The sequence below is a fragment of the Streptomyces sp. NBC_01216 genome (assembly GCF_035994945.1).
Lineage (GTDB): Bacteria > Actinomycetota > Actinomycetes > Streptomycetales > Streptomycetaceae > Streptomyces.
The window spans coordinates 1,815,794-1,828,620 of sequence record NZ_CP108677.1 but is presented as its reverse complement, the minus strand read 5'-3'; the positions used below and the strand labels follow the sequence as shown (position 1 = coordinate 1,828,620).

Annotated in this window: 10 protein-coding genes and 1 pseudogene; 8 read left to right on the top strand and 3 right to left on the bottom strand. The window is 72.8% G+C overall.

From position 1 onward, the window contains the following. Positions 1–49: 49 nt before the first annotated feature. The 3 genes from OG393_RS07595 to OG393_RS07585 all read left to right on the top strand — a co-directional run bounded on the left by OG393_RS07595 (position 50) and on the right by OG393_RS07585 (position 4,389). The gene (locus tag OG393_RS07595) at positions 50–1,612 is read left to right on the top strand and encodes a PucR family transcriptional regulator (RefSeq protein ID WP_327373868.1); all 1,563 of its coding nucleotides are present in this window, start codon (positions 50–52) and stop codon (positions 1,610–1,612) included. A gap of 205 nt (positions 1,613–1,817) precedes the next feature. Beyond that, a complete protein-coding gene (locus OG393_RS07590; protein ID WP_327373867.1) occupies positions 1,818–2,792 on the top strand; it encodes an EamA family transporter in 975 nt (324 codons plus the stop codon). Between the two features lie 151 nt (positions 2,793–2,943). Next, positions 2,944–4,389 carry an aldehyde dehydrogenase family protein gene (locus tag OG393_RS07585; RefSeq protein ID WP_327373866.1) on the top strand — a complete coding sequence of 482 codons (1,446 nt, stop codon included), beginning with the start codon at positions 2,944–2,946 and terminating at the stop codon, positions 4,387–4,389. Between the two features lie 456 nt (positions 4,390–4,845). Here OG393_RS07585 and OG393_RS07580 read toward each other — a convergent pair whose 3' ends face one another. Beyond that, positions 4,846–5,547: a class I SAM-dependent methyltransferase gene (locus OG393_RS07580; protein ID WP_327373865.1), complete on the bottom strand. Its 702-nt coding sequence runs from the start codon at positions 5,545–5,547 to the stop codon at positions 4,846–4,848. 107 nt (positions 5,548–5,654) lie between these two features. Beyond that, positions 5,655–6,119, bottom strand: coding sequence for a hypothetical protein (locus OG393_RS07575; protein ID WP_327373864.1), 465 nt, complete (start codon positions 6,117–6,119; stop codon positions 5,655–5,657). Between the two features lie 186 nt (positions 6,120–6,305). Between OG393_RS07575 and OG393_RS35445 the strand changes: the two are divergent. The 3 genes and pseudogenes from OG393_RS35445 to OG393_RS35435 all read left to right on the top strand — a co-directional run. Beyond that, a pseudogene (locus OG393_RS35445) lies at positions 6,306–6,479 on the top strand (helix-turn-helix domain-containing protein); the annotation flags it as partial. 484 nt (positions 6,480–6,963) lie between these two features. Further along, entirely contained in the window at positions 6,964–7,416 is a 453-nt protein-coding gene (locus OG393_RS35440; protein WP_442817443.1) for a hypothetical protein, read from the top strand. Between the two features lie 33 nt (positions 7,417–7,449). Then, positions 7,450–7,593 carry a hypothetical protein gene (locus tag OG393_RS35435; protein WP_442817273.1) on the top strand — a complete coding sequence of 48 codons (144 nt, stop codon included), beginning with the start codon at positions 7,450–7,452 and terminating at the stop codon, positions 7,591–7,593. Positions 7,594–8,150: 557 nt separating this feature from the next. Here the strand turns inward: OG393_RS35435 and OG393_RS07565 are convergent. Next, positions 8,151–9,113: a TetR/AcrR family transcriptional regulator C-terminal domain-containing protein gene (locus OG393_RS07565; RefSeq protein WP_327373863.1), complete on the bottom strand. Its 963-nt coding sequence runs from the start codon at positions 9,111–9,113 to the stop codon at positions 8,151–8,153. A 176-nt stretch (positions 9,114–9,289) separates the two neighbouring features. Here OG393_RS07565 and OG393_RS07560 point away from each other — a divergent pair, with 176 nt between their 5' ends. Continuing rightward, complete coding sequence (locus OG393_RS07560; protein ID WP_327373862.1) at positions 9,290–10,504, top strand: FAD-dependent monooxygenase; 1,215 nt, start codon at positions 9,290–9,292, stop codon at positions 10,502–10,504. Positions 10,505–10,718: 214 nt separating this feature from the next. After that, positions 10,719–12,713: an acyl-CoA dehydrogenase family protein gene (locus OG393_RS07555; protein WP_327373861.1), complete on the top strand. Its 1,995-nt coding sequence runs from the start codon at positions 10,719–10,721 to the stop codon at positions 12,711–12,713. Positions 12,714–12,827 lie beyond the last annotated feature (114 nt).

Here is a 12,827-nt window from a genome sequence, read left to right as displayed (position 1 = left end):
GCTGCGTGCGCAGTCGCCCCGCAGTCCCCTGCCTAAGGTTCGACGGTCCATGCCGCCCACCCTCGCCTCGCTCGTCCAGCACTCGGCGCTCAAACTCACCGTCCGTGCCGGTGAGGACCGCCTGGACGCCCCGGTGCGCTGGGCCCACGTCAGCGAGCTGGCCGACCCCGTGCCGTACATGGAGGGCGGCGAACTGCTGCTCACCACGGCACTGACGCTGGACGCGGAGGACGCCGAGGCGATGCGGCGCTACGTCCGGCGGCTGCTCGGTGCCGGAGTGGTGGGGCTCGGCTTCGCCGTCGGCGTCAACTACGAGGACGTGCCGCCGACGCTGGTCGAGGCGGCCCGTGCGGAGGGCCTGCCGCTGCTCGAAGTGCCCCGGCGTACCCCCTTCCTCGCCATCAGCAAGGCCGTGTCGGCGGCGATCGCCGCCGACCAGTACCGCGCGGTCACCGCCGGCTTCGAAGCCCAGCGCGAACTGACCCGGGCGGCGCTCACGGAAGGCCCGGACGCGGTGGTCGCCCGACTCGCGGCACACGTGGACGGCTGGGCTGCGCTGTACGACACCTCGGGAGCCGTGCTGGCCGCCGCGCCCGAGTGGGCGGCCCGCAGGGCCGCCCGGCTCACCCCCGACGTCGAACGCCTCCGGGACCGGCCGGCGCCCGCGAGCGCGGTGGTCGGCGGCACCGACGACCGGGTGGAACTCCAGTCGCTGGGCACCGGGCGGCGGGTGCGGGGCGCCCTCGCGGTCGGCACCGGGGCGCCGCTCGGCACGGCGGAACGCTACGCCGTACACTCCGCGATCGCCCTGCTGACACTGACGACGGAACGTTCGCGCTCGCTCCAGGCGGCCGAACAGCGACTCGGCGCGGCGGTGCTGCGCATGATGCTCTCCGGGCAGCCGGACCACGCCCGCGCGGTGGCGGGAGACCTCTACGGCGGACTGCTCGACGCCCCGTTCCGGCTGCTGATCGCGGAGACGGTACCCGGCGAACGGGAGGGCGAACCGCCGCTCCCGGCCCTGGCCGAGGCACTGGATTCGGCGGCGGCGCGCGCGGGCGAGACGGTCCTCGCCGTGCCCGAGAGCGACGACCGGCTGCTCGTCCTGGCCGGGGACGGCGGAGCCGTCGTCGCGGCCTGCGGGGCCTACACGGAACGGGACGCGGAGGAGACGGGCCTCGTCGTGGGTCTCTCGGCCCCGGCCGGCCCGATCGCGGCGGCGGCGGCCTACAAGCAGGCCGAGCAGGCCCTGTCGGTGGCGCGCCGCAGGGGACGGGCGCTGGTCGAGCACGAGGAACTGGCGGCCGGTTCGGTGCTGCCACTGCTCGCCGACGACGCCGTCCGCGCCTTCGCGGACGGCATGCTCCGCGCCCTGTACGAACACGACGCCACGGGACGGGGCGATCTCGTCGCCTCGCTGCGCGCCTGGCTGTCCCGGCACGGCCAGTGGGACGCGGCGGCGGCGGACCTCGGAGTGCACCGCCACACGCTGCGCTACCGCATGCGCCGGGTGGAGGAGATCCTGGGCCGCTCCCTGGACGATCCGGACGTCCGGATGGAGCTGTGGCTGGCACTCAAGGCGACCGGCACGGGCGGCACCGGGGAGCGGTAGGCACCGGCGGCACGGGGGAGCGGCAGGCACGGGCGCGACCCGTGGACACCGGTACCGGGCGCCGTACCCACCGGTGTGAGGCCACCGCCCGGCAGGCCGACGTGATCCGTGCCCGGCCCCTTCGACGCGGCGAAGATCCCCCATCCTGCCCGATCCCGGGCAAAATACCTGGTCATCCGGCTATTCGATCCCTAATCTCCTGGACATGACACGTCCCGCCGTCGATCCGGCCCCCGAGGTCCGGGCGGCCCCCTCCGCTCCTCTGCCCGCCGGTGCCCAGCCGCCCGCCCCCCGTCGGATATCCGGCGTCGTGTGGGCCGCGCTCGGTATCGTCTACGTCGTCTGGGGTTCCACGTACCTCGGTATCAGGATCGTCGTCGAGACCCTGCCGCCCTTCCTCTCGGCCGGTACCCGGTTCGTCACCGCCGGACTGGTCCTGGCCGGGCTCCTCGTCTGGAAGAAGGGCCCCGGGGTCCTCCGGGTGTCCCGGCGGGAACTCGCCTCGGCGGTCGTCGTCGGCCTGCTGCTCATCCTCGGCGGCAACGGGCTCGTCGTCCTCGCCGAGACCTCCGTGCCGTCCGGCCTCGCCGCGCTCCTCATCGCCGTCGTGCCCGCCTGGGTCGTCGTCCTGCGCGCCTGCTCCGGCACACGCCCCACCGCCGGGGCCGTCGCCGGTGTCCTCCTGGGGCTCGCCGGGCTCGCCGTCCTCACCCTGCCCGGCCTCAGCGGCGACGTGCGGACCGGCGGCGTCGCCCTGGTCATCCTGGCCACCCTGCTCTGGTCCGTCGGCTCCTTCTCCTCCGGCCGGATCCCGATGCCGGCGAACCCCTTCACGGCCAGTGCCTACGAGATGGTCGCCGGCGGCCTCGGGGGGCTCGCCGTCGGCTTCCTCCGGGGCGAGCAGCACGGCCTGGACCTCGCCGAGGTCTCGGGACGCTCCTGGGCCGCGCTCGGCTACCTGATCGTCTTCGGCTCGCTGATCGCCTTCACCGCGTACGCCTGGCTGCTCCAGACCGCCCCGCTGTCGCTCGTCGCCACCTACGCGTACGTCAACCCGGTCGTCGCCGTCCTGCTCGGGGCTCTGGTCCTCGACGAGGCGCTCACCTGGCCGATCGCCCTCGGCGGTGCCGTCGTCGTCGGAGGCGTCTGCCTCATCGTGTCGACCGAGCGGCGCGGCTGAGACTGCGCCGTCCGACCGCCGGTTCGGCCAATCCGGCAGACCGGCACCATCCATCACTCCACACCGGACAAACCAACCTGCGCCCCACCGGCCCTAACGTGGCACCCAGACACGTCAGCGACACTCATCGATACGAAAGGGCCGGGACGCAATGACTGCCACCCACGGCTTCTGGCTCGCCGGCCGCGAGGCCACCGGCGAGGCCACCTTCGACGTCACCAACTCCTGGGACGGCCGTCTCGTCGGCAAGGTCAGCGTGCCCTCCGAGGCCCAGGTCGAGGAGGCCGTCGCCGCCGCGCACGCCGTCGTCGACGAGTTCGCCGCCACCCCGGCACACGTCCGTGCCGCGGCCCTGGACCACGTATCGAAGCGGCTCGCCGAGCGCACCGAGGAGATCGCCCAGGTGATCTCCGCCGAGAACGGCAAGCCCGTCAAGTGGGCCCGCGGCGAGGTCGGCCGCGCCGTCTCCGTGTTCCGCTTCGCCGCCGAGGAGGCCCGCCGCTTCAACGGAGGCGAGGCCCAGCGGCTCGACACCGAGGCGGGCGGCGTCGGCCGTCTCGCGCTCACCCGCCGCATTCCCAAGGGCGTCGTCCTCGGCATCGCGCCGTTCAACTTCCCGCTGAACCTCAGCGCCCACAAGGTCGCCCCGGCCATCGCCGTCGGCGCCCCGATCATCCTCAAGCCCGCCCCGGCCACCCCGATCTCCTCCCTGATCCTGGGCGAGCTGCTGGCGGAGACCGACCTGCCGGCCGGCTCCTGGTCGGTCCTGACCGTCCCCAACGACCGGATGCCCGCGCTCGTCCAGGACGAGCGACTCCCGGTCATCTCCTTCACCGGCTCCGACAAGGTCGGCTACGCCATCCAGGAGTCCGTGCCGCACAAGCACTGCACCCTGGAGCTCGGCGGCAACGCCGCCGCCGTCGTGCTGCCGGACTGGTCCGGCGAGGAGGACCTGGACTGGGCGGCGACCCGGATCGCCACCTTCTCCAACTACCAGGGCGGCCAGTCCTGCATCTCCGTGCAGCGCGTCATCGCCGACACGTCCGTCTACGACCGGCTCGTGCCGAAGATCGTCGCCGCCGTCGAGGCCCAGGTCACCGGCGACCCCTCCGACAGCGCCACGGATGTCGGCCCGCTGGTCGACGAGAACGCCGCCCGGCGCGTGGAGGCATGGGTCGACGAGGCCGTCGCGGCGGGCGCCAAGCTGCTCGCCGGCGGCGAGCGCGAGGGCGCGACCTACGCCCCGACCGTGCTCACCGAGCTGCCGTCCGACGTCACCCTGGCCCGCGCCGAGGTCTTCGGCCCGGTCCTGACCATCGCCAGGACCGACGGCGAGGCCGAGGCGTTCGCCGCGGTCAACGACTCGGACTTCGGCCTCCAGGCGGGTGTCTTCACCCACGACCTCCAGGCCGCCTTCCGTGCCCACCGAGCGCTGGAGGTCGGCGGCGTGATCATCGGTGACGTCCCGTCCTACCGCGCCGACCAGATGCCCTACGGCGGCGCCAAGCGGTCCGGCGTGGGCCGCGAGGGCGTCAGGTACGCCATGGACGACTACACGTACGAGCGGGTGCTGGTCCTCACGGGCCTCGCGCTGTAACCGCCACGTACCCACCGGACCGGACGGCCGGAGCCCACTGTGCGGGGGCTCGGGCCGTCTTCTCTTTTACCTGGCCTGACCTGAGGAGACAGTCGAATCCAGCTCGCTTCCCGCGAGGTCGCGGGAACACGAAGGGACACTCTCCGCACATGGCGAGCGTAGTTCCGCGTACAAACAAGGCCGGGGAGATCGCCAGCTGCCAGGTGAAGTAGCGAGACCCCGGCGGTGCCGGATGGCAGATCGAGCGCTTCGACGACGAGGACGCGGCGAAGGTGTTCAAGGCCGCAGTCGAGGAGTCCGGGAACGACTGGCCACCCGGCTGGGCGGCGTCGAGCACGAACTCCACCCCAACGACGGCGGCAGTCTCCGGGACGCCGCCTGACCGACCACACCGTTTTCACTGACCGCTGCCCCGGCACCTAGGAGACTGAGGCCGGGGCAGCGGTACGTCTGGGCTCAGGAGGCGGTGAGCTCGGCCGTGACGAGGAGGGTGGCGGCGGACCGGGGGCCGTCACCGGCGGGCAGCTCCGTGGTGTGGATGTCGGTGAACCCGGCCCCGTCCAGAACCTTGGTCCACACGTGCTCCTGCAACACCCATCGGTGCATGGTGGCGCTCTCGCCCTCCGGGGCCTTCGCCGGTACCTCGGCGGCCGTGACGTCCGGCTGCGCGGGGGCGCCGGACAGATAGTGGGCGAGGGTGGAGAAGACCAGGCGCCCGCCGGGGCGGAGCGCGCAGGCCGCGGCCGGAAGCAGTTCGCGGGGATCGGTGAAGTCCACCGCCCCGAAGACGCTGTAGAGCACGTCGTAGGCGTCCGGGTTCACGCGGAGGTGGGTGACCACGTCCTGGTGGACGAGGTTCAGGCGCGGGGCGAGCGAGGCGTAGAGGGTGGTCGCCATGCCGTGCTGTGCTGGGGAGGCGTCCACGGCATCGACCCGGGCCGGGGCGTGGTGCACGGCCAGGTGCGCGGCGTGGCGGGCGGCGCCGGCCCCGAGGTCGGCCAGGGCCTTGCCGGTGAGGTCGCCGAGGACTTCCGGGCCCGGCCCGTCCTGCTGGTCCCAAGTCCAGCGGAAGGAGTCGGGGACGGCGTGGTCCTGCGCGGCGCGGGCCCGGCCGTAGTGGTGCCAAAGGTCTGTGGTCGTGGTCGTCACCCGCGTCATCCTGACGGCACCGCGCGGGGGCTGCTGCCGGTTCGGGCGAAAGTCACCCGGGCGTGCCTCGGCGGCCCGAGCCATGGGCCCGGACCGCCGAGGGCGTCACGTGGGGGTCAGTGCGAGTCGTTGCCCGGGTGGCAGGGGCCACACTCGGCGGCGTCCTCCCACAGAGGGAGGTCCACCTCCCAGCCCGCGCGGGCGACGAGGTGGGCGGTCTTGATGACCGACCCGTCGTTCTTCATCTCGACCTTCGGCACGTGGTGCAGGAAGTGCCCGCCGTTGTACTTGTCGCACAGCTCGGCGTAGGCGACGGTGTCCAGGATGATCGTGTGGGCGCCGATGTCGACCAGCTTGCTCGGGGCGAGTCCCAGGCCCTGGCCCCGGAGGGACATGGCGGTGAGCAGGTAGGCGTAGCCCTGGCCGAGGACGCGGGTGGCCATGACGGAGTCGTACGGGTAGTCCCGCATCAGCAGGCCGACCTGCTTCTCCCAGAGGTCCGCCGGCACGATGTCGCGGGGGGAGCGGGCCGGCCCGGTCATCGGGTTGGTGGTGACGGGGGTGTCGGCTGCGGTTGCCATGGTGCCTCCCTTGGGCGGTGCCCCACGAGGTGCGGGGCGATGTAACGAGAACACCGCATCCGGCCCCCGGCAGCGATCAACTAGCTTGTTGTGCAAGGTATTTGCACATCCTGCAAGCGGTCTCGACGGGTGCCGCACCGCGCCCGTACCGTGGTGGCCCCCGGTCATGTAGCAGGGGAGGGGCCAATGCCCGGTGACCCGCTCTGGAACAGTGCGAAGGTCAGGGAGTTAGTCGCTCGGCGTCAACCGGGCGGACTCGTACGGCTGGGTCGTGAGCACCGAGGATGGACGCTTGCGGAACTCGGCGAGCACCTGGGGTGCTCGGCGGCGACGGTCTCGCGGATGGAACGCCGCGCCCAGGTCACCGACCTGACGCTCATTCACCGGGCCGCGTCCACGGTGGGCGTTCCTCGACACGTCCTGGTGAGTTCTCTGGCGCCCCCGGCCCCTTCCGGACAGGCCGGCACTAGAGTGTCGGCCAGTCCGCACGCCGAGGAGGACCCGATGCGCCGCCGCTCGATGCTCGCCGCCACGGCGACCGTCCCGGCCGCCATGCTGCTCGGCATGGATCGCGCCCTGGCCGACACCCCGCCGCCCACGGGCAGGGGCGCCCTGGACGCCCGCGTGGCCTCCGCCCGGGACCTGTACGACAAGGGCGCCCACACGCAGCTCCTCGGGCTACTGCCGGGCCTCCTCGCCGACGGGCACGCCGCTGCCTCCTCGCGCCGCGAGCTGGACCAGGCCCGAATGTCCTCCGTCTACAGCCTGAGCGCCGCCCTGCTGATCAAGCTCGGCTCGTACGAGCAGGCCCGCCTCACCGCCGACCGCGCGCACCTGGGCCGAGGTGTCCGGGTCCCCACTCGCCGCTGCCGCTGCCTCCCGCGAGCTCGCGATCGTGCTGCGCCACCAGGACCGGGGCGAGGAAGCCCAGACCCTCATGGAGTCGGCCGCGGCCCGGGTGGAGGCAACGGGGCTCCGGACCGACGCTGCGTCCTCGGCCTACGCGCAGATGCTGTGCACCCTGGCCTACACCGCCGCCCGGGGCGGCCGACGCGCCGAGGCCCTGGCCATGGCAGAGGAGGCCCGGCACGCCGCCCGCCGACTGCCGGTCATCGCGCCCGCCGGCCGTCTCTTCCCGATCAACCCGGCGGCCGTGGACCTCTACACCGTTGGGGTCCACTGGGCCCTGGGGGACGCAGGCGCGGCGCTGGAGGCCGGGCGGAACCTTCGGCCCGAGCACTTCCCCACGGCTGAGCGGAAGGCGCGTCTGGGGACCGACATGGCCCGTGCCTGGTAGGCGTGGGGCCGCCCGGAGCAGACCGCCCGCGCCTTGCTCGACGCCCACCGTGCAAGCCCCGGCGAGGTACGGGACCGGCTCGCGATCCGCAACATCGTCACGGAGCTCGCGCAGCGGCACCCCCGTGCCGCTGGTGTCCGGGAGCTGCACGCCGCCGTGTCGGCCCCGGCGAGCTGAGTCCGTCTGATGCCACGGCCCCGGCACCGTTCCTCTGGTGCCGGGGCCGTGGTGTGCCTGCTGTGGGCCGGCCGTCCCGACCGCCGCCGGCCCGGTCTGAGGGTGGGCGGTAACCCTGTGAGCAAGGACGCCGGGGCAGCGGCGTGTCGACGGTCGGGAACGTCTCCCAGACGGCTCGTATCCCTGGGAGATACGCGTTCCCTCGGATGTTCCCGTGGGAACACGGAGGTAGCCCATTGGGCCCTAGGATTGCCCAGGACCGGCTGAACGGGGCTGACTTTTTCTGCTCCGGTGCTGGTCAGGGAAAGACCGCAGGTCAGAGGGGGTGAGGAGCGCCCACTGTGCGGGGGCTCCGGCCGTCTTCCTTTCGGCCCTGCCGCACCGCGAGAACGCCGCACCGCGAGAACAGGGCCGCCGGGCCGGGCTTGACGATGTCTCCTGCCGAACCGGTGACCCGGGTGGTGTCACCGGGCCTGGGAGGTGCCGTCGGTGACGCCGGTGCGAGGTCCGGCCGGTGCGCGGTCCGGCGCGACGCCGGGCCCTCTCGCGTCCTGCGTTCAGTCGGCGGAGCTCTCGTCGAGGAGTGCGGCGAGGCCGTCGAGGAGGCGCTGGAGGCCGAACTCGAAGAGGGCGTCGAGGTCGAGGTCGTAACCGGCCGTGGCGAGGCGGGAGAGCGCGGGGAACCGGCCGGTGGCGAGAATCGCCAGGAGCGTGGGCTCCTGGGTGTCCATCCACTCCTCGCTGTCGAGGCCGCTGTGTGCCTCGGCTTCCCGCTCCGTCTCCAGGTTGACGGCGATTCCACGGGCGTAGTTGAGCAGCATCAGGTGCGCGGTGAAGGCGGACCGCAGGTCGAGTCCGTGCGCCTGCAAGACGGTGAGCATCCACTCGCTGTACGGCAGTGCCGAGGTGATCATCTGAGGGCGAGTCACCGACAGGGCCGGTGCGAGCCACGGGTGGCGGCGGAACAGGTCCCAGAGCTGCCGGGCCGCCAGCTCGATCGCCTCACGCCAGCCGCCCGGGGGTTCGGCCGGCAACGGGCGCTCCGCGATCACCGTGTCCATCATCCGCGTCAGCAGGTCTTCCTTGTCGGCCACGTGCCGGTACAGCGACATGGTGGCCACCGCCAGCTCGGCGGCCACCCGGCGCATCGAGACCGCGGCCAGCCCTTCCGCGTCGGCGACCGTGACGGCGGCGGCGACGATCCGTCCGAGCGTAAGCGCCACCTGGCCCGAAGACGCCTCGGACGACCCGGCCGGGCGTGGGGTGGCCGCGGGGCGGGCGTTGCGGACCGGGCGGCTCGGGGTCCGCACGACCGTCCCGACGCCGGGGACGGCCCGGACCAGGCCCTCGCGGCGCAGCTCGGTGAGCACCTTGGTCGCGGTCGCCATCGCGACGCCCCACCGCTTGGTGATGTCCCGGGTCGAGGGCACACGGTCGCCCGGCGCCAGTTCGCCCGTCTCGATCCGTTGCCGCAGTTCGGCGACGATCTGGCTGTAGCGCGACACCGCCTGTCCGCTCACTGACACCCTCCGCACTAGTGCACCTGGACGGGTGCCATCCTAGCCGCCGACGCCGGGCGACGCTGCGCGCGAACGTTCGCCGCACATCCCTGTACTAGTGCAGTGCTGGCCGAAACTCTGCTAGGAAAGGGGGATTGAGCTTGCGCACTCTCATGCGTACGCCGTACATTCACGTCATGGCGAGCAACGAGATACTCATCTGTGGTGCCGGCGTCGCGGGGCCCGCACTGGCGTACTGGCTACGCAAGGGAGGCTTCACGGTCACGATCGTGGAGCGCGCGCCGGCACCTCGGCCCGGCGGGCAGACCGTGGACCTGCGCGGCGCCGGTCGCACGGTGATCGAACGGATGGGTCTGATGGATCGGGCCAGGGCGGAGAGCGTGGACCAACGCGGCCTCGCGCTCGTCGACAACGCCGGCCGCACCACCGCACGGGTGCCCGCCGACAGCTTCGGCGGCGAGGGAATCGTCTCCGAGATCGAGATCCTCCGCGGAGACCTCGCCCGTCTGTTGTACGAGACCACCCTGCCGGACACGGAGTACCTGTTCGACGACACCGTCACCGGGATCGACCAGGACGCGGACGGGGCCACCGTCACCTTCGAGAGGGCCGCGCCGCGCCGGTTCGGGCTGGTCGTCGGCGCGGACGGGCCACACTCCGTGATCCGCACGCTGGCCTTCGGCCCGGAGCAGGAGTTCGTCCACCCGCTCGGCCTCTACACGGCCTGGTTCACCGCCGCCGACGACGACCTGGACCTGGACGGCTGGTTCCTGATGCACAACGCGCCCGGCGGCCTCGTCGTCTCCGCGCGGCCCGGCCGTCTCCCGGGCGAGATCAAGGCCGGCTTCAGCTTCCGTTCGCCACCGATCGCCTACGACCGCCGCGACGCCGCCGCCCAGCGGGAACTCGTGGCCCAGCGCTTCGCCGGAGTCGGCTGGGAGACCCCACGCCTGCTGCGGGCCATGCGCACCGCCCCGGACTTCTTCCTCGACTCCATGGGCCAGGTCCGCCTCGACCGCTGGTCGCGCGGTCGGGTGGCGCTGCTGGGCGACGCCGGATACTGCGCGACCCCGCTGACCGGCCTGGGGACCAGCCTGGCTCTGGTCGGCGCATACGTCCTGGCCGGTGAACTCGCCGCTGCCGGGGGCGACCACCGCATCGCCTTCCGCCACTACGACGAGGTCATGCGCCCGTACGTGCGTCAGGCCCAGCGGCTCCCGCCGGGCGGTGCCTCGGGGTTCGCACCCTCGGGCCGGCTCGGCATTCGCCTGCGGGACCTCTCCATGCGGCAGATGACCCGCTGGCCGATGCGGAACCTGCTCGCCGCGCAGTTCGCCAAGGCCGGGGACATCGCACTGCCGGAGTACGGCCTCGCCGCGAGCGTACGCTGATCGGTCCCCGCCACGGGCCGGCGAGGGCGCCTGCCGGGATGCCACCGCGCGGAGGCCCCGGCCGTCTTGTCGTCTTTCCGAGCGCGGCGAAATCGGGTACTACGGACGAGTGCCCCTCCCGGCGTCGCGGCCCCCTCGGACGCACACCGCCGGTCGTGGCACGCGCAGCCACGAGCCCACACGATCCCCCGATCAGCGGCGAGGTGAGCCCTTCATGCCGGCCCCCACCCACAAGCCCCGCACACCCCAGGACCCCGAGCAGCCCCCCGGCACGCGAAGCGGCGACCGGGCCCCGTCCTCCGCACCGCCCAAGGTCACCGAACGCGAGGCCCGGCAGGTCGCCGAGGCCGCGCGCGAGCAGGACTGGCGCAAACCGAGCTTCGCCAAGGAACTCTTCCTCGGCCGTTTCCGGCTCGACCTCATCCACCCGCACCCGCTGCCCGCCGACGAGGACGTGCGGCGCGGCGAGGACTTCCTCGCCCGGCTCCGGGAGTTCTGCGAGCACCGGATCGACGGCCGCCGCATCGAACGCGAGGCCCGCATCCCCGACGAGGTCGTCACCGGCCTCAAGGAACTCGGCGCACTCGGCATGAAGATCGACCCCGAGTACGGCGGTCTCGGACTCACCCAGGTGTACTACAACCGCGCGCTCGCCCTCATCGGCACCGCCAGCCCCGCCGTCGGCGCGCTGCTCTCCGCCCATCAGTCGATCGGCGTACCGCAGCCGCTGAAGACCTTCGGCACCCGCGAGCAGAAGGACGCCTTCCTGCCCCGGCTGGCCCGGACCGACCTCTCGGCCTTCCTGCTCACCGAACCCGACGTCGGCTCCGACCCGGCCCGGCTCGCCACCGCGGCGGTCCCGGACGGTGACGCCTACGTGCTGGACGGCGTGAAGCTCTGGACGACCAACGGTGTCGTCGCCGACCTCCTCGTCGTCATGGCGCGGGTGCCCGCGTCCGAGGGGCACCCGGGCGGCATCACCGCCTTCGTCGTCGAGGCCGACTCGCCTGGCATCACCGTCGAGCACCGCAACGCCTTCATGGGGCTGCGCGGTCTGGAGAACGGCGTCACCCGCTTCCACCGGGTCCGGGTGCCGGCGGAGAACCGGATCGGTCCCGAGGGCGCCGGGCTCAAGATCGCCCTGACCACCCTGAACACCGGCCGTCTCTCGCTGCCCGCGATGTGCGTCGGCGCCGGGAAGTGGTCGCTGAAGATCGCCCGCGAATGGGCCTCCGTGCGGGAGCAGTGGGGCAAGCCCGTCGCCCGGCACGAGGCGGTCGGCACGAAGATCTCCTTCATCGCGGCGACCACCTTCGCCCTGGAGGCGGTCGTCGACCTCGCGTCGCAGATGGCCGACGAGGACCGCAACGACATCCGCATCGAGGCCGCCCTCGCCAAGCTCTACGGTTCGGAGATGGCCTGTCTCATCGCCGACGAACTGGTCCAGATCCGCGGCGGACGCGGATACGAGACGGCCGACTCACTGGCCGCGCGCGGCGAACGGGCGGTGCCGGCCGAGCAACTCCTGCGCGATCTGCGCATCAACCGCATCTTCGAGGGCTCGACCGAGATCATGCACCTGCTCATCGCCCGCGAGGCCGTGGACGCCCACCTCGCCGTCGCCGGCGACATCATCGACCCGGACAGGACGGCCGCCGAGAAGGCCAGGGCGGGAGCACGGGCGGGCGGCTTCTACGCCCGCTGGCTGCCACGGCTCGTCGCGGGCCCCGGGCAGGTACCCGGTGCCTACCGGGAATTCGGCGACCTCGCCACACATCTGCGGTACGTCGAGCGGACGTCGAGGAAGCTGGCCCGTTCGACCTTCTACGCGATGTCGCGGTGGCAGGGCCGGATGGAACTCAAGCAGGCGTTCCTCGGCCGGATCGTGGACATCGGCGCGGAGCTCTTCGCGATGAGCGCCGCGTGTGTCCGGGCGGAACTCCTGCGGTCCACCGGAGACCACGGACGGGAGGCCCACCGGCTCGCGGACACCTTCTGCCGGCAGGCCCGACTGCGGGTGGACGAGCTCTTCGGCCGCTTGTGGTCCAACACCGACGAGGTCGACCGGGCCATGGTGGACGGTGTCCTCGCGGGCGCGTACGAGTGGCTGGAGGCCGGGATCGTCGACCCGAGCGGCGACGCCCCCTGGATCGCGGACACCCCGCCGGGACCCTCCCTCCACGAGAACGTCCACCGGCGCATCGGCTGAGCTTGAGCTCAGGGCCCGTCGGATGACCTTCGCCGCCGGGGCGGAGGCCATCCGACAGGCTCCGAACCGGCGAGGGCCCCTGGGCGCCCGGGGCGCCCCCGGGGCCGCCCCGGG